Annotated in this window: 20 protein-coding genes; 13 read left to right on the top strand and 7 right to left on the bottom strand. The window is 36.2% G+C overall.

The annotated features are described in order from the left end of the window. Positions 1-2: 2 nt before the first annotated feature. Positions 3-419 (bottom strand): RNA polymerase-binding protein DksA, encoded by a 417-nt coding sequence (gene dksA / locus ME3_RS03515; protein ID WP_007477187.1) that lies wholly within the window; start codon positions 417-419, stop codon positions 3-5. Between the two features lie 1,191 nt (positions 420-1,610). Further along, the gene (locus ME3_RS03505; protein ID WP_039952539.1) at positions 1,611-2,144 is read right to left on the bottom strand and encodes a flavin reductase family protein; all 534 of its coding nucleotides are present in this window, start codon (positions 2,142-2,144) and stop codon (positions 1,611-1,613) included. Positions 2,145-2,299: 155 nt separating this feature from the next. On the opposite strand from ME3_RS03505, the gene rpe reads away from it, so the two are divergent. From rpe to ME3_RS03455, 10 genes are all read left to right on the top strand, one after another. Continuing rightward, positions 2,300-2,974, top strand: coding sequence for a ribulose-phosphate 3-epimerase (rpe, locus tag ME3_RS03500; RefSeq protein ID WP_007477183.1), 675 nt, complete (start codon positions 2,300-2,302; stop codon positions 2,972-2,974). Positions 2,975-2,984: 10 nt separating this feature from the next. Further along, on the top strand, positions 2,985-4,286 hold the full coding sequence (purB, locus tag ME3_RS03495) for an adenylosuccinate lyase (protein WP_007477181.1): 1,302 nt from the start codon (positions 2,985-2,987) through the stop codon (positions 4,284-4,286). A 75-nt stretch (positions 4,287-4,361) separates the two neighbouring features. After that, complete coding sequence (locus ME3_RS03490; RefSeq protein WP_007477180.1) at positions 4,362-4,913, top strand: RBBP9/YdeN family alpha/beta hydrolase; 552 nt, start codon at positions 4,362-4,364, stop codon at positions 4,911-4,913. Between the two features lie 297 nt (positions 4,914-5,210). Next, positions 5,211-5,975, top strand: coding sequence for a phosphoribosylaminoimidazolesuccinocarboxamide synthase (gene purC / locus ME3_RS03485; protein ID WP_007477178.1), 765 nt, complete (start codon positions 5,211-5,213; stop codon positions 5,973-5,975). Positions 5,976-6,062: 87 nt separating this feature from the next. Beyond that, complete coding sequence (gene purS / locus ME3_RS03480) at positions 6,063-6,302, top strand: phosphoribosylformylglycinamidine synthase subunit PurS (RefSeq protein WP_007477177.1); 240 nt, start codon at positions 6,063-6,065, stop codon at positions 6,300-6,302. A 12-nt stretch (positions 6,303-6,314) separates the two neighbouring features. Further along, positions 6,315-6,983, top strand: coding sequence for a phosphoribosylformylglycinamidine synthase subunit PurQ (purQ, locus tag ME3_RS03475; protein ID WP_007477175.1), 669 nt, complete (start codon positions 6,315-6,317; stop codon positions 6,981-6,983). 103 nt (positions 6,984-7,086) lie between these two features. Continuing rightward, positions 7,087-9,297, top strand: coding sequence for a phosphoribosylformylglycinamidine synthase subunit PurL (gene purL, locus ME3_RS03470; protein WP_007477173.1), 2,211 nt, complete (start codon positions 7,087-7,089; stop codon positions 9,295-9,297). Between the two features lie 48 nt (positions 9,298-9,345). Continuing rightward, the gene (locus ME3_RS03465; RefSeq protein WP_007477171.1) at positions 9,346-9,582 is read left to right on the top strand and encodes a BolA/IbaG family iron-sulfur metabolism protein; all 237 of its coding nucleotides are present in this window, start codon (positions 9,346-9,348) and stop codon (positions 9,580-9,582) included. A gap of 99 nt (positions 9,583-9,681) precedes the next feature. Next, positions 9,682-10,014 carry a Grx4 family monothiol glutaredoxin gene (gene grxD, locus ME3_RS03460; protein ID WP_007477170.1) on the top strand — a complete coding sequence of 111 codons (333 nt, stop codon included), beginning with the start codon at positions 9,682-9,684 and terminating at the stop codon, positions 10,012-10,014. Positions 10,015-10,089: 75 nt separating this feature from the next. Continuing rightward, entirely contained in the window at positions 10,090-11,334 is a 1,245-nt protein-coding gene (locus ME3_RS03455) for a multidrug effflux MFS transporter (protein WP_007477168.1), read from the top strand. Positions 11,335-11,455: 121 nt separating this feature from the next. On the opposite strand, the gene parC is transcribed toward ME3_RS03455, so the two are convergent. Further along, positions 11,456-13,705: a DNA topoisomerase IV subunit A gene (gene parC, locus ME3_RS03450; RefSeq protein WP_007477166.1), complete on the bottom strand. Its 2,250-nt coding sequence runs from the start codon at positions 13,703-13,705 to the stop codon at positions 11,456-11,458. A gap of 286 nt (positions 13,706-13,991) precedes the next feature. Beyond that, positions 13,992-15,782 (bottom strand): aspartate--tRNA ligase, encoded by a 1,791-nt coding sequence (gene aspS / locus ME3_RS03445; RefSeq protein ID WP_007477164.1) that lies wholly within the window; start codon positions 15,780-15,782, stop codon positions 13,992-13,994. Between the two features lie 140 nt (positions 15,783-15,922). Between aspS and rnd the strand changes: the two genes are divergently transcribed. Beyond that, positions 15,923-17,077: a ribonuclease D gene (gene rnd, locus ME3_RS03440; RefSeq protein ID WP_039952537.1), complete on the top strand. Its 1,155-nt coding sequence runs from the start codon at positions 15,923-15,925 to the stop codon at positions 17,075-17,077. A 107-nt stretch (positions 17,078-17,184) separates the two neighbouring features. On the opposite strand, the gene ppx is transcribed toward rnd, so the two are convergent. Then, a complete protein-coding gene (gene ppx, locus ME3_RS03435; protein ID WP_007477162.1) occupies positions 17,185-18,696 on the bottom strand; it encodes an exopolyphosphatase in 1,512 nt (503 codons plus the stop codon). A 7-nt stretch (positions 18,697-18,703) separates the two neighbouring features. Then, complete coding sequence (locus tag ME3_RS03430) at positions 18,704-20,887, bottom strand: RNA degradosome polyphosphate kinase (protein WP_007477161.1); 2,184 nt, start codon at positions 20,885-20,887, stop codon at positions 18,704-18,706. 187 nt (positions 20,888-21,074) lie between these two features. On the opposite strand from ME3_RS03430, the gene ME3_RS03425 reads away from it, so the two are divergent. Both ME3_RS03425 and ME3_RS03420 read left to right on the top strand, forming a co-directional pair. Further along, on the top strand, positions 21,075-21,314 hold the full coding sequence (locus ME3_RS03425) for a zinc-finger domain-containing protein (protein WP_007477160.1): 240 nt from the start codon (positions 21,075-21,077) through the stop codon (positions 21,312-21,314). A 37-nt stretch (positions 21,315-21,351) separates the two neighbouring features. After that, entirely contained in the window at positions 21,352-22,590 is a 1,239-nt protein-coding gene (locus tag ME3_RS03420; RefSeq protein ID WP_039952556.1) for an FAD-binding protein, read from the top strand. A gap of 63 nt (positions 22,591-22,653) precedes the next feature. Here ME3_RS03420 and dnaE read toward each other — a convergent pair whose 3' ends face one another. After that, the gene (gene dnaE, locus ME3_RS03415) at positions 22,654-26,142 is read right to left on the bottom strand and encodes a DNA polymerase III subunit alpha (RefSeq protein WP_007477158.1); all 3,489 of its coding nucleotides are present in this window, start codon (positions 26,140-26,142) and stop codon (positions 22,654-22,656) included. Between the last annotated feature and the right edge of the window lie 111 nt (positions 26,143-26,253).

Below are 26,253 nucleotides of genomic sequence, written 5' to 3'. Positions count from 1 at the left end.
TTTTAATCATCACGATAGACCTTTTCTCGTCGTTCATGGCGTTCTTGTGCTTCTAATGATAAAACTGCAATTGGTCGTGCCTCAAGACGTCTGATACTAATAGGTTCTCCAGTTTCTTCACAAAACCCGTAAGTACCATTATCAATACGCTCCAAAGCTGCATCTATTTTTGCAATGAGCTTTCTCTGACGAGCACGAGCACGCAATTCGATTGCACGATCAGTTTCATAAGATGCCCGATCAGTCAAATCAGATTGATTAGCATTTTCTTTTTGTAAACTCTCTAAAGTTTCACGGGTTTCCTTTAATATATCGCATTTCCAAGAAATTAATTTAGCACGAAAATATGCCTTTTGCCGCTCATTCATAAAAGGCTCATCTTCACTAGGACGATACTGACCGCTAACAACTTTATTCATGCCATAAAGCCTCCACATATGGTATGTGAGGTCTATATATTGTAGATCCAAAATCAACACAAGTGTAAAACATATTTCTATAAAAATAAGAATATCTTGAATTCATTATTCAAATTTTTTAGCTCATTTTTTGTGTAATATGTTGAAATTTCATAATCTTTTTGTTTAAAGAATCTTTATAAATTCTTTTATTTCAGCATAAACTATAAAATCTGCCATATTAATTCTAGAAAATAATTTTCTCAATTGAATGTAAAAAAAAATCTGTAGAAATAAAAGGATAGTTTTTTGGTTTTTCATTATCTTCAAAAATGAAACTTCAACTGCTTTTAAATCATTAAAGATTGAGCACAAAATTTTATAATTTCTGTTCTGGCAGTTAAGTCTCATTTCCTTTTCAAAAGAAAATAAAACAATTTTCACAAACAACGCACATAAGTACGTGAATTGCAGTAATGGGTATATTAACCCACTTTTCCTTTAGCAAGATTAAGGTTAAATGACCTTACAAATTTGATACACTTTATTTATTCATACAAAAATCAAATACTAATATAATACAAAAATTTGAACACTATATAAAGCATTAATTGTTTTTATATAAAACTTCTATAACAAGGAGTTAGTGTAGAAGATATTGAACAACCTATATTACTTGACATAAAATGATAGCAACACAAAATTAACATCTATCCTATGTGTATAATTCATATTTTTATTTACTAGTTTTGATAAAAATTATGAAATAAAATTCTTCATTCAGTCTCCAGTACCTGATAAGACCCGACAAAAACGCACCTGAAATATAAAAGTGCTTTGCTATCTATTTTTTGAAAGAAATACCCCTAAAAACCCTATTATATCTGATTAAACGATAATTGTTATATTAATATTTTTTTCAACTCACAAAAACAAAACATTTTTAAAGAAGAATCAAGTTGCATAAATATATAATACATAGCGTAAAACTCAGTAATAGTAGTATTTCTAATTCAAATTAGCCAAAACCATATCGCTATCGCGATAAACAAAAAACAAGACTCATTAAGTTTTACATCAATTTTTTTAAATAGACATTTGATAAATATAATTATTTTGTTTTTCTAACTGATAGAAACCTAAGGCTAATTATTAAAAACTTAAGCATGAAAGAAATGAATAACCAAAACTTACCCAATAACAAAGCAGAAATTATAAAGACAAAACATGATAGTCACGATTAAAATACATTAAAGCGTCTTTTTCTTGATTACGGTTTATCGCAATAACTTCACCAATCAAAATATAATGAGTCGCATGTTGGTGCCAACAAATCAAACGGCAGTCAAATGAAGCCAAGGCACCTGATAAGCTAGGTGCACCAGTCTGTAAGACATTCCATTGAGCTGTATTAAAGCGTTCAGTTTGCGTAAAACCACAGCGCCCAGAAAAAACTTCTGACAATGAACGATGTTTTCCTGCTAAACTATTGACACAAAAATTTCCATTTTCCATAAATAACTTATTTTCAGGATTATGTCGCATTAAACAAACAAGAAGCATTGGAGGATCATCTGATAAAGAACAACAAGCCGAAACTGTTACCCCACGCCTTCCTTTAGCGCCATTCGTCGTTACAATATGCACAGCTCCTGCTAGACGACTCATAGTATCGCGATATTCTTGTGAAGAAACTGTAGCAACTTGTTGAAATTTAGGCATTAAATTTTTTGTATGATTTTGCATATTTTTCACTTAGATAGCTCTCAAAAATTCAATGAATATTTCAATAAATTGATTTATTACATATTCTTATTCTTTTATATCATATATGAGCAACAAAAATGTATATTTTATCACACAATATTATACGCTAAAAAGGGCTCACTCAGGAGATTTTAATGCCCCGTCCCCATTTCATTTCACCCTCACTTTTGGCTGCTGATTTTTCTAAACTCGGTCAGGAAATATCAGATGTTGTTGATGCTGGTGCAGATTGGCTTCACTTTGATATTATGGATGGCCACTTTGTTCCCAATATCACCTTTGGCCCTGATATCGTCAAAGCATTACGCCCATTAACTAAAGCAATATTTGATGTTCACCTCATGATAGCACCTGTAGATCCTTATCTTGAAGCCTTTGCGCAAGCTGGCTCAGATATTATAACTATTCACGCTGAAGCAGGTCCTCATATTCATCGTTCACTGCAAACAATTAAAGCGATGGGAAAAAAGGCTGGAGTTTCAATCAACCCAAGCACGCCAGAATACGTGCTGGAGTATTTGCTTGATCAATTAGATCTCATTCTTATTATGACTGTCAATCCAGGTTTTGGTGGACAAAGCTTCATCCCAGAAATGAAAAATAAAATCGAACGAGTAAAAAGTATGATTGCCAATCGACTTATTGATCTTGAAGTTGATGGTGGCGTTACAGTTGATACAATTGGAATAGCTGCAAAAGCTGGTGCAAATGCATTTGTTGCAGGATCTGCAATTTATAAAAATGGTAACAAAGATCTTTATAAAACACGTATTAACGCACTGCGCCAAGCAACAAAACTTTCACAATAAGGAAAAAATCATGATCGAGCGTTATTCTCGCCCTGAAATGGTAGCAATTTGGTCACCAGAAACTAAATATCGTATTTGGTTTGAAATTGAAGCACATGCTTGTGACGCGTTAACTCAGCTTGGTGTTATTCCAGAAAAATCAGCTAAAATCATTTGGGAAAAAGGCGCAGCTGCTGAATTTGATATTAATCGTATTAATGAAATTGAAGCAACTACAAAGCATGATGTTATAGCATTTTTAACCCATTTAGCTGAATTTATTGGGCCAGAAGCTCGTTTTATTCATCAAGGCATGACATCATCAGATGTGTTAGATACAGCATTCAATGTTCAATTAATGCGCGCCAGCGATATTCTTTTGAGAGACATAAATCAACTTCTTGAAGTGTTAAAAAAACGTGCCTTTGAACATAAAGAGACGATTACTATTGGACGTAGTCATGGTATTCACGCCGAGCCTACAACATTTGGAGCTAAACTTGCCTTTGCATATGCTGAATTTCTCCGTTGTCACAAACGTTTGCTTGCTGCACGGGAAGAAATTGCCACTTGTGCTATTTCAGGAGCTGTTGGCACTTTTGCGAATATTGACCCCCGCGTTGAAGAACATGTAGCACAAGCATTAGGTATGCGTGTCGAACCTGTTTCCACCCAAGTAATACCACGTGATCGTCATGCTATGTTCTTTGCAACACTTGGAGTCATTGCTTCATCTATTGAAAGATTAGCCATAGAAATACGTCATCTGCATAGAACAGAAGTTCTTGAAGTAGAAGAATATTTCTCACCTGGGCAAAAAGGTTCATCCGCTATGCCTCATAAACGCAATCCAGTTTTAACAGAAAATTTAACTGGACTAGCACGTATGGTGCGCGCATTTGCAGTACCTGCTATGGAAAATGTTGCGCTTTGGCATGAACGTGACATTTCACATTCATCTGTTGAACGTTATATTGGCCCTGATGCTACTATTACGCTTGATTTTGCTCTTTCTCGATTAACATCTGTGATTGAAAATTTAATTGTTTATCCAGAAAATATGCAAAAAAATCTCAATAAATTCCGTGGTCTTATTCATTCACAACGTGTGCTTCTAGCACTCACACAAGCTGGTATAAGTCGTGAAAATGCTTATCACATTGTTCAACGAAATGCGATGAAAGTCTGGGAACAAGGAAAAGATTTTTTAGAAGAATTGTTAAAAGATGAAGATGTCACAAAAGCTTTAAATGAAGCAGATCTTCGCAAAAAATTTGACCTTGCTTACCATACTAAGCATGTTGATACAATCTTTAGACGTGTGTTTGGATAATAGTAACAACTGTAAAAAAATAAAAATCTTTTGTTTTTTCTAGTTCAAAGTACGTTTTCATAAAGAAAGACATTCATGAAAGCAAATCAACTCGATATTCTTATTGTCCCTGGCTATAAAGGATCTGGTTCGGATCATTGGCAAACACGTTGGGAACAAAAATTATCTACTGCCCGCCGTGTTCAACAAGCCCATTGGTCAAAACCTGTGTGTGAAGAATGGATTAATGAAGTAAAAAATGCCATTATACTACAAACCAATAAACCTGTTGTTATTATTGCTCACTCATTGGGAGTGCCAACAGTTATTCACGCAATTGCTCAAAATGCAGAAAAAGTTTGTGGTGCTTTCTTTGTTGCCCCACCAGATGTAGAAAATGAAAAAATACGCCCAAAACATCTAATGACATTTGGTCCATATCATCGCAAAAAACTCCCCTTTCCTTCAGTGGTTATTGCGAGTCGCAATGATAAATTCTGCCAATTCTCAGTAGCAGAAAATCTTGCAAAAGACTGGAATGCCTTTTTTGTTGATGCTGGACAGTCTGGACATATTAATGTAGAATCTGGCCATGGTCCTTGGCCTGAAGGACTTATAATTTTCTCCCATTTCCTCGCAAAGCTTTAAAGGTAATATGAATTATTCTCAGAATAATTCATATTATATTACTTAATACATAATACATATCTTATAAGAAGCTTAAATATTTTTGCCTGTACAGTTCATGCTGAAAAACATAAAAATATTCACTTTGCCTGATTGCATTAATGTTTTTGCCAGACTATAAAAGTTTAAATCTCATTTAATACGCCTTAAATAATAAAAATTGTAGTAAATATTATAGCAATTCATTGAGAATTGTTGCTAATTAAGATACTATTTTTATCAATAATATTAAGATTTTTCAACGAATAGAGAATTATGATGAATCGTCGTCACCGCATTTATGAAGGTAAGGCCAAAATCCTATATGAAGGGCCTGAACCGGGTACCTATATTCAATTTTTTAAAGATGACGCAACTGCATTTAATGCAAAAAAACATGAAATTATTGATGGTAAAGGAGTCTTAAATAACCGCATTTCAGAGTATATTTTTACCCAACTTGGTCGTTTAGGTATCCCAACACACTTTATCAAACGGATCAATATGCGTGAACAGCTTATCAAAGCAGTTGAAATTATTCCGCTAGAAGTTGTTGTACGTAATATCGCTGCAGGTTCCCTTTCTAAGCGCTTGGGGCTAGAAGAAGGAACGGTTCTTCCACAATCTATTATCGAGTTTTACTACAAAAACGATTCCCTTGATGACCCAATAGTGACGGAAGAACATATCACTGCTTTTGGGTGGTCTGCTCCGCAAGAAATAGAAGAAATTATGCAACTTTCAATTCGCATTAACGATTTTCTCTCTGGGCTTTTTGCAGGCGTTGGAATTCAATTGATTGATTTTAAAATAGAATTTGGTCGTTTATGGGAAGGTGAAACGATGCGTATCGTCCTTGCTGATGAAATTTCACCTGATTCCGCTCGTTTATGGGATATGCAAACACGAGAAAAAATGGATAAAGATCGTTTTCGTCGTGATATGGGTGGGCTTATTAATGCTTATCAAGATATTGCAAAGCGTCTTGGTATTATGAATGAAAATGATCCTCCACGACCAAGCGGTCCAGTTTTAGTTAAATAAGATAAGAAACAAAGTAATGCAATATTGCCTTGCTTTCTAAAAGAGGGCTACTCTTCAAAAAAATGTTTTAAATAACAGGAAATAAAAATGAAAGCACGCATTATAGTTACCTTTAAAAGCAGCGTTCTTGACCCTCAAGGAGAAGCGATTACTAGCGCTTTAAATAGCTTAGCTTTTACCGGTATTCAATCTATTCGCCAAGGAAAAGTATTTGATATCATTCTCGATAACATACCCGCTGAAACAGCAAAACAAAAACTTGAACAAATGTGTGAACAATTGCTTGTAAATACTGTCATTGAAAATTACACTATAGAACTTCTTTGAGCGGATCACTCGATGAAAAGTGCTGTCATTCAATTACCCGGATTAAATCGCGATCAAGATATGATTGCGGCATTATATCAAATAACAGGCATTCAACCACTTAAGATTTGGCAAACGGAAACAACAATTCCTCAAGTCGATATGATTGTTATTCCTGGTGGTTTTTCCTATGGTGACTATTTAAGATGTGGCGCTATTGGTGCGCGAATGCCAGTTATGCAAGCTGTGCGTGAAAAAGCACAAAAAGGTGTCATGATTATGGGGGTATGCAATGGTTTTCAAATTTTGCTAGAATCTGGATTGTTACCGGGCGCATTAATGCGTAATGCCTCATTAAAATTTGTTTGTCGTGAAATAAAACTTGAAGTCGCTAATGCTGATACAAAATTTTCTCGGTGCTATTCTAAAGGACAAATTATTCGCTGCCCTGTTGCCCATCACGATGGAAATTATTTCGTTGACAGTGATACATTGAAACAAATGGAAGACAATAAGCAAATTGTTTTCCGTTATGCAGAAAATACAAATCCCAATGGTTCAATTAATGATATTGCCGGTATTGTCAATAAAACTGGCAATGTTCTTGGTATAATGCCTCATCCTGAAAATTTCATTGAAACTGCGCATGGTGGCGATGATGGTCGCTTATTGTTTCAAAGTGTTTTAGAATCGAAAAATTAATGTATGAAGTGAACCTTACTAAACAAATTTCTACACTTACAATAATGAAATATATTATTCCAAATACACATCATTAAATCTGATCAATATAACGGAAATACTAATGAACTTTCGCAATAACATTGCCATTACACCAGAATTAATAGCACAACATGGTTTAAAACCCGATGAATACCAACGTATCTTAGAATTAATCGGGAGAGAACCAACACTAACTGAGTTTGGAATTTTTTCTGCAATGTGGAACGAGCATTGTTCATATAAATCTTCTAAAAAATGGCTCAAAACTTTACCGACAAAAGGAAAGTGTGTCATTCAAGGTCCTGGTGAAAATGCTGGCGTTGTTGATATAGGCAACAATCAATGTGTGGTTTTCAAAATGGAAAGTCATAACCATCCCTCTTACATTGAACCTTATCAAGGTGCAGCAACAGGTGTTGGTGGCATTTTGCGTGATATTTTTACAATGGGTGCTCGCCCTGTTGCAAGTATGAATGCACTACGATTTGGATCTCCTGATCATCCCCGAACACGTTACCTGGTTTCGGGTGTTGTCTCTGGAATTGGTGGTTATGGCAACGCTTTTGGTGTCCCTACTGTTGGTGGAGAAGTCAATTTTGACAAGCGTTATAATGGCAATATTCTTGTTAACGCTTTCGCGGCTGGTATAGCAAAAACAGATTCTATTTTTTATTCCAAAGCGCAAGGTCTAGGACTTCCTATTGTTTATCTTGGTGCCAAAACAGGACGTGACGGTGTTGGTGGAGCTACAATGGCTTCTGCTGAATTTGACGATACAATCAATGAAAAGCGCCCAACTATTCAAGTGGGTGATCCTTTCACTGAAAAATGCCTGCTTGAAGCTTGTTTAGAATTAATGGCATTAGGAGCCGTTATTGGCATTCAAGATATGGGTGCAGCAGGGTTAACATGTTCTGCGGTTGAAATGGGTGCAAAAGGAGATTTAGGAATAGAGCTAAATCTTGATAATGTACCTATTCGTGAAGAAAATATGACAGCTTATGAAATGATGCTTTCTGAAAGCCAAGAACGTATGCTTATGATTCTTAAACCAGAACTCGAAAAGCAAGCATCTGAGATTTTTAATAAATGGGGGCTTCATTTTGCTATCATTGGAAAAACAACAAATGATTTACGTTTCCGCGTATTGCACCAAGGGCAAGAAGTGGCTAATCTACCAATTAAAGAACTTGGAGATGAAGCCCCAGCTTATGATCGCCCTTGGATAGAGCCCCCTAAAAAGCCAATTCTTAGAGCAGAAGAAATTAAAAAAGTTGAAAACCTCGGTGATGCACTGCTTACCTTACTAAATTCTGCCAATCAAAGTTCACGGCGATGGATTTATGAACAGTATGATACAATTATTCAGAGTAACAGCCTCACTCGCCCAGGAGGTGACGCAGGTGTTATCCGCATAGACAGTAGCGACAAACGTGCTCTTGCTTTTTCCTCTGATGTAACACCTCGCTATTGTGAAGCCGATCCCTATGAAGGGGGAAAACAAGCTGTTGCAGAATGTTGGCGCAATATTAGTGCGACAGGTGCAACACCACTAGCCGCTACTGATAATCTCAACTTTGGCAATCCTGAAAAACCTGAAGTTATGGGTCAGCTAGTTTTTGCCATTAAAGGTATAGGTGAAGCTTGTAGGATACTCGATTTTCCAATCGTTTCAGGAAATGTTTCCCTTTATAATGAAACCAATGGAGAAGAAATTCTTCCTACACCTACAATCGCTGGTGTTGGTATTCTTAATGATTGGTCAAAAATGGCTACAATAAATAATATGCAAAACGGAGATATCATAGTCTTAATTGGGCCTTGTGGCTCACATTTAGGACAATCAATCTACGCACGTGATATTTTAAATATTGAGGCTGGCGCACCACCTTATGTGGATTTACAGCTTGAAAAAAAGAATGGTCAGTTTGTTCGCGAGGTTATTAATTGTGGTTTTGTTCATGCTGCTCATGATATTTCCGATGGAGGATTGGCCATTGCTCTTGCAGAAATGGTAATTAAAGCAAACAAAGGAATTAAAGCAAAATTAAGCAACAAATTACCACATCATGCTGAACTTTTCGGTGAAGACCAAGGACGTTACTTGTTGGCAGTTAATCCCAATAAATTTAATGACCTTAAAACATTTGCTCAAACAAGCGAAGTTTCTTTAATGGAGCTTGGTATAGTTGAAGGCAATGCACTTGACATAAAAGATGTACTAACACTTCCAGTATCTGAACTGACACAAGCTTATGAAAGCTGGTTTCCAGAGTTTATGGGTGATAAATAATGATTTATTCCCATTGGCTATATAAAAATAAATAGAGGAGAATAACTGATGGCGATGAATGCTCATGCAATTGAAACTCTTATTCGTGAAGGCATCCCCGATGCAAAAGTAACAATCCATGATCTTGCAGGAGACGGTGAACATTACGCTGCAGAAGTTATTTCGGAAAGTTTTCGGGGTAAAAGTCGTGTTCAGCAGCATAAAATGGTTTATGATGCTCTTAAAGGTAATATAGGGAGTGCTCTTCACGCTTTAGCACTTCAAACAAGTGTACCTAATAAATAATCTAAAAATTTCTTCTTGCATTCATTTTGTTAATACGATTTAAAATAAGACCAATACAACTGTAATTTTCCTAAAATGTAGCCAATATAAGGAATAAAAATGACTACTGCTTATGATTTTATTGATAATGAAATTAAAACAAACGATGTCGTTTTATTCATGAAAGGAATACCTAATGCTCCGCAATGCGGATTTTCTGGGCAAGTTGTTCAAATTCTTGACTATTTAGGGTTACACTATAAAGGAATTAATGTTTTAACTTCTGATGAATTGCGTCAGGGAATAAAAGATTATTCAAATTGGCCAACAATTCCACAACTCTATATCAAAGGTGAATTTATTGGCGGTTGCGATATTATTAAAGAAATGTTTCAAAGTGATGAGTTACAAAAACTACTCAAAGAAAAAAACATTACCTTTAATATATCATAGAATTAACTTTAATTTTATTCAGCCTCTTAATGAACTGCTATTCAGTCAGAGTTTTTTTTATTTTAAAGGGTGTATATGTCATATTCGGTTGACGAACAAAAGCATATAGATGCAATCAAAAAAAGAATTGGATATAAAGAATTTGTCATTATCATTGCAGCATTGATGGCAATTAATTCTATAGCCATTGATATTATGCTGCCAGCTATGCCTAATATTTTAAACAGCTTTAATATTATTGACGAAAATGATCAGCATTATATCATTTCTTGTTATCTTATCAGCTTTGGTGTTACACAAATATTTTTTGGTCCAATAAGTGACCGTTTCGGGCGGCATAAACTTGTTCTCATAGGCCTTACCCTTTATTCATTAACAGCACTTGGCTGTGCGTATGTAACAAGTTTTCCCTTGTTACTTATTCTACGTATTTTGCAAGGCATTGGGGGTGCTGCAATGCGTGTGCTTACAATCTCCATGGTACGAGATCTCTACAACGGTCGAGAAATGGCAAAAGTCATGTCCATAGTCATGATGGTTTTTCTCATTGCAACAATGCTTGGACCAATAATAGGACAGACAATTTTATTTCTTGAGCATTGGCAACTTATTTTTATATTCATGGCATTTGTTGGTTTTGGGTTGATGATTTGGATTTACTTGCGCTTACCTGAAACTCTCCATACCCAGCGCTCTCTTTCTTTTTCTTCTATTAAAAGTGGTTTATGCCTTGTCATTACAAACCGGACTGCACTTTGTTACACGCTTGCTACTTCCATTATGTTAGGGTGCATTTTTATTGCTGTTAACACATCGCAACAAATATATGAAGGAATCTATAACTTAGGTTTTTTATTCCCTGTAGCTTTTGCAGCCAGTGCTGCATTTCAAGCAGTATCAGCTTTCTTAAATTCTCGACTTGTTCATCGTCTTGGAATGCGATGCATCGGTCACAGTATGCTTCTGCTATTTTGCACCATTTCATGTATCTGGTTTATCGCATCAATTTTAACAGGCGGTATCATCTCTTTTTCTTTTTACATGCTATTGTATTCTATACTCATGTTTACGTGTGGTGGTATTATGGCTAATTTCAATACACTTGCTCTTGAACCTTTAGGAAAAATTGCTGGAACAGCAGCTTCTGTATCTGGTTTTCTTCAAACATCTATTGCTACAGGTCTCGGTTTTTTCGTCGCACAACACTTTGATGAAACAATGATCCCCAATTCAGCAGGATTTTTTTTTCTCAGTCTTATCGCTATCTTTCTTGTAATATGGGCTGAGCGTGGAAGTCTTTTTAAACATCACTCTAAATAGACGTAACTTTCAAAGGGATTTTATAATAATCCCTTTAAATTACTATTGCCGATAAATTTAAAAGAGCCTAAAGCCTATTGCTATTGCACTTTAAGCCAATGATTTATATGCTACCATCATATTAATTAGAAAATTTTCCTGATTTTGGAAATCCTTTTGGAACCAAGCGTCCCACACCAGCACGTGTTCCCATCCACTCAATAAGCTCATCAGACTGGCGATTAAAACTGCGTTCAGCTGTATCTTGCCAACTTAAACCTTCTGACAAATTAAAGGTTTTGGCATCAACAACACCACTGCTTTTGTAACGCTGTAAACGAACACCTTTACCGCGGCTTATTTCTGGTATTTGCTCTATGGCAAAGATAAGCATTTTGCGGTTTTCTCCGACCACTGCGACATAATCACCATTTACCGGAACGCAAAGTTTTACTTTATCAGGAGATTTCACATGCATAATTTGCTTTCCTTTTCGCGTATTGGCAATCACTTCATTTTCAGAAACAATAAAACCATTTCCATAAGCTGAAACCAAAAGCCGCTTTTCTTGCGCATTATGTACAAAGGCTGTTAAAATATCGTGTTCACCATCCATATCCACTAAAATACGAATTGGTTCACCGTGCCCTCTTCCTCCAGGTAAAACATTTGCACTAATAGTAAAAAATTTTCCACCAGTACTTACCACAACAATTTTATCTGTAGTAAATGCTGGTAATGCTAATTTTAAGCAATCCCCCTCTTTAAAAGAAAGCATTTTGTAATCATTCAAATGGCCCTTTAAAGCTCGCATCCAACCTTTTTCAGAAATAATAATAGTTACCGGTTCTTTTTCAATCATTGCTTGTTGAATATCATTAACATCGTGCTTTGGGGCATCCTCAAATGTTGTACGTCTTTTGCCTAAAATAGTTTCAGGCCCAAAAATTTTTCGAACTTTTGTGATTTCATCTGAAATCATTTTCCACTGTTTTATATTGGAGGCTAATAAGGCTTGCAATTGCGCTTCTTCAGTCTTAAGAGACTCAAATTCTTTACGAATTTCAAACTCTTCAAGTTTCCGTAAAGAACGCAGCCGCATATTAAGAATAGCTTCAGCCTGATTATCCGTTAATTTAAAATGTTCAATTAATTCTTTTTTGGGTTCATCTTCTTCACGAAGAATTTGGATCACCTCATCAAGATTCAAATACGCAATAAGATATCCATTAAGAATTTCCAATCGACGATTAATCTCATTAAGTCGATAATTTGAGCGACGAACAAGCACCTCTTTACGGTGTTCAAGCCATTGCTGTAAACTTTCACGTAAAGAAAGAACATTAGGTACTTTACCTAAAGTCAAAACATTGAGATTAAGAGGAAATCTCACCTCAAAATCAGTCAATTTGAAAAGTGACTCCATTAAGAGCTCAGAATTAACTGTACGATTTTTGGGAACAAGAACAATACGGATATCTTCTGCAGATTCATCATGAATGTCTTCAAGCATTGGCAAACGCCGTGCAAGTAATAATTCTGCCGTTTTTTCAATAAGACGTGATTTTTGTACTTGATATGGAATTTCAGTAACAACAATGACATAAGAACCGCGGCTAATTTGTTCTTGATGCCAACGTGAACGCAACCGAAATAATCCACGCCCTGCACGATATGATTCTTCAATGCTCTTTTTAGGCTCAACTAAAATACCACCTGTTGGAAAATCAGGTCCAAGTACAAACTTATTTAAATCCTCATTATTTGCATTGGGATGAGCAATCAAATGCAATGCTGCATCACATAATTCAGCAACATTATGTGGTGGAATAGATGTCGCCATACCAACAGCAATACCTGATGAACCATTGGCTAAAAGATTAGGAAAAGCACCTGGTAAAACAACAGGCTCTTCATCTTCCTCATTATAAGTCAAACGAAAATCAATGGCGTTTTCATTAATCCCTTCAAGTAACAATGCTGCAACTTCAGTCATACGTGCTTCTGTATAACGCATGGCTGCAGCATTATCACCGTCAATATTACCAAAATTGCCCTGCCCATCAATTAATGGGTAACGAACAGCAAAATCCTGAGCTAAACGTACTAACGCATCATAAATAGATGCATCACCATGAGGATGAAATTTACCCATCACATCACCCACAATCCGCGCACATTTAGCATAAGACTGCCCAGGATTAAGCTTTAATAAACGCATCGCATGGATAATACGCCGATGTACTGGTTTTAACCCATCTCGTACATCAGGTAATGCACGGTGTGTAATAGTAGAAAGCGCATAAGCCAAATAGCGCTCCTGCAAAGCAGAACACAATTCTACTGGCTCAATACATTCTTTATCAAAAGGCTGACTCATTTTAACTGACATAATACGTGAATAGAAATTTCCAAAATAAAAAATAAGTACGCCATAAGGCCTATTAAGTGCAAATTTTTAGTACCTGAACATTTTACAAAAACTATATTATGTAAATAACTATTGTGAGTAAAAAATAATAAGGAAATAGATTAATCCTGAAAATTTAGAAAAGAATGTTTACTATTTATTTTATCGGTCGATAGGAGAAAGTGAAATATTACCCCATAAAGCTCATTTTTATCATTTTAAAACATAACCTTTAATAAATTTAGCATCAAAATAACAATTAATTTTATCAATCATTTTTGGCAGTACGAACAATTCGAATTCCTAAATCAGACAACTGTACGGCAGAAACTTCAGATGGAGCACTCATCAAAAGGTCAAGTGCTTGTTGATTCATAGGAAATAAAGAAATTTCACGTAAATTTTTTACACCTTGCAAAAGCATTATGATACGATCAATACCAGCAGCCATACCACCATGAGGTGGAGCGCCATAATGAAATGCACGATAAAGACCACCAAAACGTTCTTCGACCACCTCTTCAGAAAGGCCTGCAAGCTTAAAAATCTTCAACATCATTTCTGGTGAATGATTACGGATTCCACCTGATGCAATCTCATAACCATTACAAACAAGATCATATTGAAAAGCTTTGATAGTGAGAGGATCTTGATAATCAATAGCCTCTTCTCCCCCTTGAGGCATTGAAAAAGGATTATGTGCAAAATCAATCTTTTTCTCATCCTCATTCCATTCAAAAAATGGGAAATCAACAATCCACGCTAAAGAAAAACATTTATGATCGATAAGATCTAACTCTTCTCCTACTTGTGTACGTGCAGCACCAGCGAAAGATGCAAATTTTTTCGGATTTCCTGCAACAAAAAAACAAGCATCACCACTTTCAAGCCCAAGTTGCGCACGAATAGCTTCAGTTCTCTGCTCACCAATATTTTTAGCAATAGGACCAGCTCCCTCAAAGACTCCATTTTCTTGACGCCAAAAAATATAGCCAAGACCGGGCTGCCCTTCACCTTGCGCCCATGCATTCATACGATCACAAAAAGAACGGCTGCCCCCTGTTTTAGCGGGAATAGCCCATACCTGCGCATGTTTATCACTCGCTAAAATCTGAGCAAAAACCTTAAAACCAGAATCATAAAAATGTTGAGAAACACTTTCCATAATAATTGGATTGCGTAAATCAGGCTTATCTGAACCATATTTCTGGATTGCTTCATCGTATGAAATACGAGGGAAATTTTGTGTAACACACTTTCCATCGGCAAACTCTTCAAAAACAGAACGTATAATAGACTCCATCGTTGTAAGAACATCTTCCTGCTCAACAAAACTCATTTCAACATCTAATTGATAAAACTCACCTGGCAAACGATCTGCACGTGGATCTTCATCTCTAAAACATGGAGCTATTTGAAAATAACGATCAAAACCAGAAACCATTAATAACTGTTTATACTGCTGAGGCGCTTGAGGTAGTGCATAAAATTTTCCTTGATGTATACGACTTGGAACCAAAAAATCGCGTGCTCCTTCTGGTGATGATGCCGTTAAAAGTGGTGTCGTAAATTCTGTAAAGGCACAATCTTGCATGTGCTTTCTTATGGAAGCAATAATTTCAGTGCGACGCATTATATTCTTATGCATAGTTGTTCGACGCAAATCAAGAAAACGATATTTCAATCGAATATCTTCTGGGTAATCAGGTTCACCAAAAACTGGTAGAGGAAGTTCACCAGATTTTGAAAGAATTTCCACTTCACTTGCAAAAACTTCAACCTCGCCCGTTGGTAAAGCGGCATTAATAACCTCATCAGCACGTGCACGCACTTCCCCATCCACACGAATAACTGATTCAGCACGCACCTTCTCAACAGTTTTAAAAGCAGGTGAATGAGGATCAACAACAATCTGTGTGATTCCAAAATGATCTCGTAAATCAATAAAAAGAATTCCGCCATGGTCACGAACACGATAAACCCACCCTGAAAGACGGACTTGTATTCCTACATCGCATTTACGAAGCGCGGCGCAATTATGACTGCGATAACGGTGCATAGTTTTCTGCCTCTAAATTATAAATTGTTTTTATACGCGTTACAAACGATTTTTGGCAGCTACTTGTCAAGACACCCCCTAAAAAACCTGGAAAAAAAATACAGTAAAAGACAATTTTAACCTACTTATGCTATAATAAAGTGATGAAACTTATTACACAGACAACAGAACTTGAAATTGCAATTGCCGCTTTGAGTAATTCTGATTTTGTAACTGTAGATACTGAATTTATCCGCGAAACAACCTTTTGGCCTCAACTGTGCCTGATTCAGCTTGCATCTCCAAATGTTACAATGCTTATTGACCCAATGGTACCAGATATTGATCTACAATCATTTTTTAACCTGATGACAGATAAAAAAATTGTTAAAGTTTTTCATGCCGCACGCCAAGATATAGAAACTATCTATCATCTCGGGGGAATTATCCCTTACCCTCTATTTGACACACAAATAGCGGGATCAATTTGTGGATTTGGTGATTCTATCTCCTATGATCAAATTGTAAAACGCTGCACTGGACATCATCTTGATAAATCATCTCGCTTTACAGACTGGAGCCATCGCCCCCTCTCTGAAAAACAATTGCTCTACGCACTTGCTGATGTAACTTATTTAAGAGATGTTTATCTTTTATTGAAAAAGAAACTAGAAAAAAACAAACGAACCCATTGGATGAATGATGAACTTGAGATTCTTTTAACACCAACAACTTACGATATACCAGAAGAAGACGCATGGAAAAAAGTGAAAGGAAAAGTTAAAGCCCCTCGTGAACTGGCTGTGTTACAAAAAGTCGCTGCTTGGCGTGAACGTGAAGCACGCAAGCATAATGTTCCGCGTCGTCATATTATGAAAGACGAATGCCTTATCGAACTTGCAATTCAACAACCAAAAGACGAACTTGAACTAAAACATTTACGCAGCCTAAAAAAAAGTGGGTATCATTCATCAATAACACAAGCATTAATCAAAGCTATCCATGAAAGTTTTGAAGTTGATATTGCTTCTTTACCTGACCTTCCCAAGCATAATCCTATTCATGATAAAACAGCTGCTGCAATTGACCTGCTTAAAGTATTATTAAAACTCGTTGCAAATGAAAATAACATTGCTCCTAAGATTATCGCAACTTCCAATGATTTAGAAAAAATCGCTCATGGTGGTACAACGGAAGATATTCCTGCTATGAGTGGTTGGCGTTATGAAATATTTGGTCAAAAAGCAGAACAAATGCTAAAAGGCCAGCTAGCATTTTATTTTCATAATGGAGAGCTAACAACTAAGCAACTTTAGTTTGCAAAAGATAGTTCTATAGAGAGATATACACATTAAATATATAATAAGTCTGAACGTGTTGTTATTTTAGAAAATAATAAACTTTTAATTCATCTATGAAAGAATCATGAAATTTCAAATGTCAGAGGTAATTTTGTTATCTTTGATAATTGTTTCAATCGTCCCAAAGGCCGTTCACCTATTAAATCAGCATGACACATTGGAATATGTAATATAACGTGATCTTGTTTTTTCTGCCATAATAGATCAGGTAAAATCCCTGTAGTAAAAGCACTAAAAAGATTAGCAATACGCATAACCCCCCCAAGGATACGTGCCTTTTCAACCATATCACGAGTCGTTAATTTAAGAACATCTGGAATTTCTTTATCGGCAAATAACCCCGCATTACGAAAAAAAACAGCTAATGCAGCATAAATGCGCCCCTCATGAGAAATCCCTGGGTAGGATCCTAACGCTATTTGATTAGCTGCCTCATTACCTCGATAATCTGGATGTATACGCCAACCAATATCAGAAAGAAGGCAAGAAGCTTTACGATAACGATATTCATCTTCAGTTTCTAAAATGCCAAAAGCTTCAAATGCATTTGTAGTAAAATCAATGAGTTCATCTGCCTGCTTTGGTGAGCGTGCTCGTAAAATAGCCATTTCTTGACAGGCTGCAATTAAAGGATCAGAAATGCGAACTTCTTGCAATAACTGTGAATAGAGAAAACCTTCACGAACTCCAGCCCCAGAAAAAACTATTCTTTTTAAACCCATATACTGAATAAGTTCAATAAGGACGACTGCTCCATAAGCTAAAAGTTGACGACGATTCTTTGAAATAGCTGAAATACCTTTCAAATTATCAATATTATCACTAGCCACAAAGTGCAGAAAATCCTTCATCTCAAGTGCATCAACTTCATAACCGTGTACAACAGGTAACAAGTAATGTTTGGCGGCCATATGAAGTTTTGCTAGATTACGCCACGTACCTCCTACTGCATAAAAATAATGTGGCGTACTTTTATGCATAAAAGAAGCTTCATAAAGCTTCTCATGAGCAATCTTTGCTGCTGCTGCAATATTGTTATTAGACATATATTGCAACCGCAAACTACCCAATGGTAGCGTTATTCCTTCACCTAAGTTAGAATTATAGATATTAATAAGCTCAAGACTTCCACCACCAAGATCACCAGAAACACCATTTGGCCGATAAAAGGTGGAAATAACTCCATAAGCCGAATAAACTGCTTCTTCATTTCCTGAAAGAATGCATATTCTATCGTGTAAGATCTTTTCAGCATCCTGAATAAAAGCTACCCCATTTTTTGCTTCTCGTACTGCTGCTGTTGCTAAAGCATGAATCTGATCCACACCAATCTGTTGGCAAAGTGCACGAAATCGTTTCAATGTGTGCAATACCATTTCAGTTGATTTTTTTTCTAAAAAGCCACTTTTTGCAACACCTTGACCAAGACCACAAAGAATTTTTTCGTTAAATAAAACCGTCGGCGAGCGTACAAGACTTTCATAGACAACAAGTCGAACAGAATTTGAACCAATATCGACCACAGCAATGGGTTTACGCCCTTTCAGTCGACCTTGACCATTTATATATGTCATTGATATTTCAGTCTTTATCTGTCTTTTTTTTCTGCCGATGCAATGCAATTAAACGTAAAGCAGAAGATTTAAAAGATTTTCCCTCCTCAGAAAGGCTTGCATTGGTCATAAAATACTCCTGCGCACTAAATAGTTTTTCACCTTTTAACGGTGTTATACGTTTTGATGTTCCATTGCTCAATATATCAAAGCTTTGTTGGTTATCAATAATATTAGCCAACATAATTTGTGAAAGAATTTGTTGACGAACTGCCTTATTAAAAACTGGAACCAACACTTCAATACGATGATCCAAATTACGTGTCATCATATCGGCTGAACCAAAATAAACTATGGTATTTTCACTCGGTAAATCTTCACCATTACCAAAACAGAAAATACGGCTATGCTCAAGAAACCGCCCTATTATTGATTTTACACGAATATTATTAGAAATGCCTGGAACACCAGGTCTTAAACAACATATACTACGGACAATCAAATCAATCTGTACACCAGCTTGACTAGCGCGATATAAAGCATCAATAATTTCAGGATCAACCAACGAATTTACTTTCATCCAAATAGCAGCAGGTTGCCTCTGTTGCGCATTGACAATTTCCTCTTCGATATGTTCAAGAATACGATTGCGCAATGTTAATGGAGAAAAAGCAATTTTCATTGCTTCATTTGGTTGTTTATATTGAGTAATATAATCAAAAAGTAATGCAATATCATGACCAATGCTATCATCAGTGCTAAAAAAAGAAAGATCAGTATAAATTTTAGCGGTAATTGGATGATAATTGCCTGTACCAAGATGTACATAAAAGCGAAAACGATTATTCTCTTCGCGCCTCATTACTAAAGACATTTTAGCATGTGTTTTAAGTTCAATAAAACCAAAAACAACTTTAACACCCGCATGTTCAAGATCACGTGCCCAGCGAATATTAGCCTCTTCATCAAAACGTGCTTTAAGTTCTACCAAAGCGGTTACTGATTTACCTCGTTTGGCAGCATCAATCAAAGCACCAATAATTGGGCTATTCTTCGACGTGCGATAAAGAGTTTGCTTGATCTCAACAACATTAGGGTCTTGAGCAGCTTGACGTAAAAAATGCACAACAAAACTAAATGATTCATAAGGATGGTGAATAATAATATCACTTTCACGAATAGCTGCAAAACAATCACCATTATATTTGCGAACACGTTCAGGAAAGTAAGGATTATAAGGAACAAATTTCAAATCATCACGTGGGATAGAAGCAATTTCTGATATCATATCAAGTGCCAACAATCCATCTAAAGTACCGATACAATTATCAGAAACTGAAAGTTCACTTGTTATAAATTGACGTAAATCTTCAGGCATTTTAACATCAAATTCAATTCGAATGATTTGTCCACGACGACGCCTTTTAAGTGCAGTTTCAAAAAGGTGGACAAGATCTTCAGCCTCTTCTTCCACCTCTATATCACTATCACGGATAATTCTAAATATACCTTTTCCTTTAACTTCATAATCAGGAAATAAATGGCTAGCAAAAAGGCCAATAACATCTTCAAACGTGATAAAACGAAAACTATTCCTCTCTTGAGGAAGTAAAATAAAACGTTTCAAATCAGCCGGCATACACAATAATGCCGTCACAGGGCGTTGATCAACATAGTGCAACAATTGGAATACAATAGAGAGCCCTAAATTAGGAATAAATGGAAAAGAGCGAGCAGAATCAATAAATGAAAACGTTAAAATAGGAAGAATCGTGTTTAAAAAATGCTTTTCAAGCCACAATCTTTCAAGTTTTAAAAGGCTATCAGAGTGAATAATTTCAATATTATTCTGCTTTAATTCATGACGTAAAACACAAAATTTCTGTTGCTGATTAGTTTGCAGATATGAAATCTCAGTTAATATAAAATCAAGTTGCTCCTGTGGGGTTCGTCCATCTGCACTGCGTTCTACAATCCCTGCACAAATTTGACCAACAAGGCCAGCAACACGGACCATAAAAAACTCATCAAGATTAGTTGCTGAAATTGCAAGAAAACGTAGGCGCTCTAATAAAGGATGCTTCGGATTAGCAGCCTCCATTACCACACGATTATTAAATTCTAGCCACGAAAATTCTCGATTAATAAATCGTGCTGGATTTTGCATCGTTATATCCTGAGTAGCAATCTGATCCGTTATCGTCTGTTTCATATCCCTCAGATAATCTGTCTTTACATTAATTTTAAAATAATTGGAAGAATTCTCATTTGCAAATTGTCTTAAAAAGCATTTTGCATTATAGTGTATTTAATTACAAACTAATAAAGTTAACGTGTGATTTAAAATATTTGATCCCAATCATGTCTTATCAGACAATTTAGCTGGAGGCTTTTACACAATGTCTGACCACAATATTCTCCATTTCCAAAATGACCGTGGATATAAAATAATTGAAATTGGTGTAAAAGAATTCATGTGTGTAGGTGCTACAGAGCCATTCGACCACCCTCATATTTTTATCGATATGGGAGCAGATGATGAAAAAATTTGTCCCTATTGTTCAACGCTTTACCGTTATAATCATTTATTGCCATTCAATCAAACAAATCCAATAGGGTGCATATATCACATAGGATAACCCGCTATAACTTTTAATACAATATACAATGGCTATCATTGATCAACCTCCAATCATTATCGGGGCGGGAATTGCTGGTTTAAGCTCTGCTTTAGCACTTGCCCAAAAGGGAATTGCAAGTGTCCTTATTGAAAAACGTAAACAGTTCGATAGTATAGGTGCTGGTATTCAACTCACCCCAAATGTGACCCGTATTCTTGCCCGTTGGGGTGTCTTAAATAAATTAATCGAATTAGGCCTCAAACCGCATTTTCTTGAACTAAAAGACGGCATATCTTTAAAAACGCATCTTCATATTGATCTTATCAATTTATCTGAAAAACGTTGGAAAGCTCCTTACATTACAATTCATCGAGCTGATTTGCAGAAAGTTTTATACAATGCTGTTCTTGAAGATCCTCTTATTACATGCAAATTAAGCGAAAATATCGTATCAGTTACTCCAACTACAAGTCACAACATTAATATAGAAACTATAAAAACGGAAGAATTAATTAAAATACAACAACATCAATTTTATTCAACATCACTTCTTATTGGGTGTGATGGCGTTTGGTCGAAGTTACGCCAATTTGCTCCCTTCCATGAAAAAGCAAATTTTAGTGGTTTAATTGCTTGGCGTGCAACAGAAATATTCAAAAATCTTCCCCAAAACTTTCGTTCCTTATTGCAAAATATAAAGACAATTAGTGCCTGGATGGGACCTAAAAACCATCTTGTTGTCTACCCTATTCAATCAACAAAAATTTTTAACTTTGTAGCTATTACTCATGGAGATAATTCACAAAAAAAGTGGAATCAAAAAGGAGATAAAGAAAAACTCAAAGCTCTTTTCAATAACTGGAATCCTAAAATCCTTGAAATTTTTGATCATATTAATAATTGGAATTATTGGCCACTGTTTCACATGAATTATGACCGTTTTGTAGGTTTAAAACAGCAAGTATTTGTTGGTGATTGCGCGCATGCAGCCTTACCTTTTGCAGCACAAGGTGCTGCTATGGCGATAGAAGATGCCGCCACATTAGCAGAAGTGCTCTCAATCAATGACCTTTCACTTACTGAAGCTATTTTACTTTATGAAAAAATACGCAAACCTCGCGTTACAGCCATAAAAAAACGTGGAGATTTTAATAGACTAGTCTATCATGCAACTGGTCCTTTAGCGGCTGCACGCAACTTTATAATGAAAATTCGTTCATCAGAAAATATTATATCCGACCTTGACTGGCTTTACACTTATGATGCTATGAATCTGGTAAAAAATAATATTTAAAAACGATGTAGTAAAAAATTACAAAATCTGCACTCTAAATAATGGTCATTTCACCGTTGTGATTTAACTCAACTCTACATTGATCACACCATGAATTGCTTTTATAGCATTCGCTACCTGTAAATTCACCTTATATCGCTTTGAAAGCATAACTTCAACTTCCCGTAACCCATTTTCTTGAATCAAAATAAACGCCACTTCTCCATTGCCACCGAGCTTTAAATACTGCTCAATTTGTGGAAGAATGTCTGCTGCTTTTATAAAAACGCGCATTGTTTTACGATCTCGTATTGATTCTTTTTCTAAAGACTGAATAGTTTCAATACGTAAACCAATTCCTTCAGAGCGATCTTCTGCAATCACTGTAACAATAAAAGATTTTCCCGGTTCTAACATATCCTCGTAAATAAAAAGTCCCTCAGAAAATATAACTGCCTCATAGTGCCCACTTGTATCAGAAAACTGAATAACCCCCATTTTTTTACCAGCTTTTGTTTTGCGAATTTGTTTTGCTACAACGGTTCCAGCAAGCCGAGCAGCCGTCGCCCCTTTTTTAACTGCATCAGCAAAATCACTCCAAATTTGAACGCGTTTTTTGGTAAGAATAGTTTGATACTCATCCAAAGGATGAGCAGAAAAATAAAAACCTATTACCTGAAATTCGTGATGGAGTTTTTCAGCCAAAGACCATGGAGATGCTTGTGATAAAATCAAAGGTTCTTTTGGTCCATCCATCATCCCAAATATATCAGTCTGCCCACTAGAATTATCATCAAGAATGCGAATAGCACGTGCATTAAGAGTTCCAAGACTTGCCAATAAAACCTCACGTGCAACCTGAAAACAATCAAGAGCACCTGCATAAATCAAACTTTCCATCGCACGTTTATTAACAATACGAGGATCAATACGCTCACAAAAATCTTCCAGATTTTTAAAAGGCTTATCTCCCCGACAAGCGACAATATGGTCAACCACTAAATCCCCTATGCCTTTAATAGCAGCAAGGGAATAATAAATACACTTTTCACCAATTTCAAAAACACGACACGATGTTTGTACACAAGGTGCAATAACCTCAATTCCTAGCCTTAATGCCTCGCGTCGAAAATCATTCAACTTATCCGTATTTGTCATATCACATGTCATGGAAGCAGCTAAAAATTCAACTGGATAGTGTGCTTTCATATAAGCTGTTTGATATGAAACAATTGCATAAGCGGCAGCATGTGACTTATTAAAACCATAATCTGCAAATTTTGCTAAAAGGTCAAAAATAATATCAGCCTGATCTTTATCAATACCACCATCAACAGCACCACTTACAAAACGTGTACGCTGTTGTTGCATTTCCTTGTGGATTTTTTTACCCATAGCTCGGCGCAATAAATCCGCTTCTCCAAGAGAATAACCAGAAAGCACCTGCGCAATTTGCATAACCTGTTCCTGGTAAATAATAACGCCTTGTGTCTCTTTAACCAGATGATCTATTTTAGGGTGGATAGAAGTAATTTCCTCTTTCCCATGTTTACGTGCATTATATGTTGGAATATTCTCCATTGGGCCAGGACGATAAAGCGCTACAAGCGCAATAATATCTTCAATGCGGTCTGGCTTCATCCCAATAAGTGCCTTACGCATACCAGAACTTTCAATTTGAAATACACCAACTGTCTCACCATGTGCTAACATAGTATAAGTCGTTTCATCATTAAGAGAGATATTCGACAAATCTATTTTTATACCTTTTCGTGCAACAAAGTCCGTGGCCATTTTTAAAACAGTAAGCGTTTTTAAACCAAGGAAATCAAACTTCACTAAACCAGCTTGCTCAACACATTTCATGTTAAATTGAGTAACTGGCATATCAGAACGTGGATCACGATACATTGGTATGAGTTCTGACAATGGTCGATCGCCGATAACAATTCCTGCAGCATGGGTTGATGCGTGGCGATAAAGCCCCTCAAGCTGAAGTGCTATATCCAACATGCGTCCAATAACAGGATTCTTCTTCTTTTCTTCCTTAAATTTAGGTTCATCTCGAATAGCCACTGCTAGCTCAACATTACTGCCAGGCATAGCAGGGACTAATTTGGTAAGGTAATCAACCTGACGATAGGGCACTTCCAAAACACGTCCAACATCACGCAACACCGCACGTGCCTGTAATTTACCAAATGTAATAATTTGAGCGACTTGATCACGACCATATTTTTCCTGAACGTAATGAATAACCTCTTCTCGTCGATCTTGACAAAAGTCGATATCAAAATCTGGCATGGAAATACGATCTGGATTGAGAAAACGCTCAAACAAGAGAGAAAAGCGCAAGGGATCAACATCAGTGATAGTTAAAGCATAAGCAACAAGTGAACCAGCGCCAGAGCCACGCCCTGGACCGACAGGAATATCATGGACTTTTGCCCATTTTATAAAATCCGAAACAATAAGAAAATAGCCAGGAAACTGCATACGTGTAATAACTGAAATTTCATAATCCAGTCGTTGCTCATAATCTTCAACTGTATAACCTTCAGCCAAACCAATTGTTTCAAGACGCATTTTTAAACCAGCTTTAGCCTGATTTAATAATTCCTTAGCCTCTTCCTCTAAAGCAGAATCTGGATCTACAGATCGCTCTGTAAAACGGGGTAAAATAGGCTTTCGAGTTGGTACATAAGTATGGCAACGTAACGCAATTTCAACACTATTTTCTAAAGCTTCCGGAAGATCAGAAAATAATGAAACCATTTCATCTTGTGACTTCAAATAATGATCTGGCGTCACACGTCTGCGATTTGGATTAGAAACAATTTGCCCCTCCGCCACGGCCATCAATGCATCATGAGCCTCGTACCCTTCTTTATTCAGAAAAAAAGCCTCATTGGTTGCAACAAGAGGAATTTCATGCGCATAAGCTAATTCAACAAGCGCGGCTTCAACTTTCCGATCGTAAGAACTATGTCGTTGTAATTCAACATAAAGACGATTACCAAAAATTTGCTTCAAATAAGTTAAATACTCGACAGCCCGTTCTTTTTTATTTTCTACTAAAGCCAAATTAATAGGGCCATTCCACCCCCCAGTTAAAGCAATAATTCCTTCATTTTGCAATAATAGCCAATCAGCTTTAATATGAGGAAGATCCGTATCACTCTTATCAAGATAAGCGCGACTAACAAGGCTAATCAAATGAGCATAGCCTGCTTCGCTAGCAGCAAACAACACGATAGAAGCAAAATCAGAAGGGTTGCGTGGTTTGGTTAAACGTGGATCATAATTCTTATGTTCAAAATCAATCGCAAGCTGACAACCAATAATAGGTTGAATACCATCCGTAAAACAATACTGAGAAAACTCTAACGCACCAAACAAATTATTCGTATCTGTAATAGCTATTGCTGGTGCATGATCAGAAATTGCATGTTGAATAATTTGCCTGATCTTCAAAGCCCCTTCAAGAAGAGAATAAGCTGAATGCACCCTCAAATGAATAAAACGAGGAAGAGAATTTTTACTGTTTAATATTTTGCTTTTTTTTGCTGGCATTTTCATAATTCCCCATCACAAAATAAATGCCAAACTGCAATTCTTATTTGTTTCATAATAACAAAGTGTTCTAGTTTCCCCATATTCAATTTATAATTTTAGGACTATTGC

It is taken from the genome of Bartonella melophagi K-2C (assembly GCF_000278255.1).
GTDB lineage: Bacteria > Pseudomonadota > Alphaproteobacteria > Rhizobiales > Rhizobiaceae > Bartonella > Bartonella melophagi.
The sequence above is the reverse complement of the archived record's forward strand: the minus strand, read 5'-3'. Positions and strand labels throughout refer to the sequence as shown.

Excerpts from the sequence above, each read along its gene's own strand:
- ME3_RS03490 (WP_007477180.1), top strand. The coding sequence starts at position 4,362 with ATGAAAGCAAATCAACTCGATATTCTTATTGTCCCTGGCTATAAAGGA.
- grxD (WP_007477170.1), top strand. The coding sequence starts at position 9,682 with ATGACTACTGCTTATGATTTTATTGATAATGAAATTAAAACAAACGAT.
- purL (WP_007477173.1), top strand. The coding sequence starts at position 7,087 with ATGAACTTTCGCAATAACATTGCCATTACACCAGAATTAATAGCACAA.
- purS (WP_007477177.1), top strand. The coding sequence starts at position 6,063 with ATGAAAGCACGCATTATAGTTACCTTTAAAAGCAGCGTTCTTGACCCT.
- ME3_RS03505 (WP_039952539.1), bottom strand. The coding sequence starts at position 2,144 with ATGCAAAATCATACAAAAAATTTAATGCCTAAATTTCAACAAGTTGCT.
- purQ (WP_007477175.1), top strand. The coding sequence starts at position 6,315 with ATGAAAAGTGCTGTCATTCAATTACCCGGATTAAATCGCGATCAAGAT.
- dksA (WP_007477187.1), bottom strand. The coding sequence starts at position 419 with ATGAATAAAGTTGTTAGCGGTCAGTATCGTCCTAGTGAAGATGAGCCT.
- ME3_RS03465 (WP_007477171.1), top strand. The coding sequence starts at position 9,346 with ATGGCGATGAATGCTCATGCAATTGAAACTCTTATTCGTGAAGGCATC.
- ME3_RS03430 (WP_007477161.1), bottom strand. The coding sequence starts at position 20,887 with ATGAAACAGACGATAACGGATCAGATTGCTACTCAGGATATAACGATG.
- ME3_RS03425 (WP_007477160.1), top strand. The coding sequence starts at position 21,075 with ATGTCTGACCACAATATTCTCCATTTCCAAAATGACCGTGGATATAAA.
- purB (WP_007477181.1), top strand. The coding sequence starts at position 2,985 with ATGATCGAGCGTTATTCTCGCCCTGAAATGGTAGCAATTTGGTCACCA.
- aspS (WP_007477164.1), bottom strand. The coding sequence starts at position 15,782 with ATGCACCGTTATCGCAGTCATAATTGCGCCGCGCTTCGTAAATGCGAT.
- parC (WP_007477166.1), bottom strand. The coding sequence starts at position 13,705 with ATGTCAGTTAAAATGAGTCAGCCTTTTGATAAAGAATGTATTGAGCCA.
- dnaE (WP_007477158.1), bottom strand. The coding sequence starts at position 26,142 with ATGCCAGCAAAAAAAAGCAAAATATTAAACAGTAAAAATTCTCTTCCT.
- purC (WP_007477178.1), top strand. The coding sequence starts at position 5,211 with ATGAATCGTCGTCACCGCATTTATGAAGGTAAGGCCAAAATCCTATAT.
- ME3_RS03455 (WP_007477168.1), top strand. The coding sequence starts at position 10,090 with ATGTCATATTCGGTTGACGAACAAAAGCATATAGATGCAATCAAAAAA.
- ppx (WP_007477162.1), bottom strand. The coding sequence starts at position 18,696 with ATGACATATATAAATGGTCAAGGTCGACTGAAAGGGCGTAAACCCATT.
- rpe (WP_007477183.1), top strand. The coding sequence starts at position 2,300 with ATGCCCCGTCCCCATTTCATTTCACCCTCACTTTTGGCTGCTGATTTT.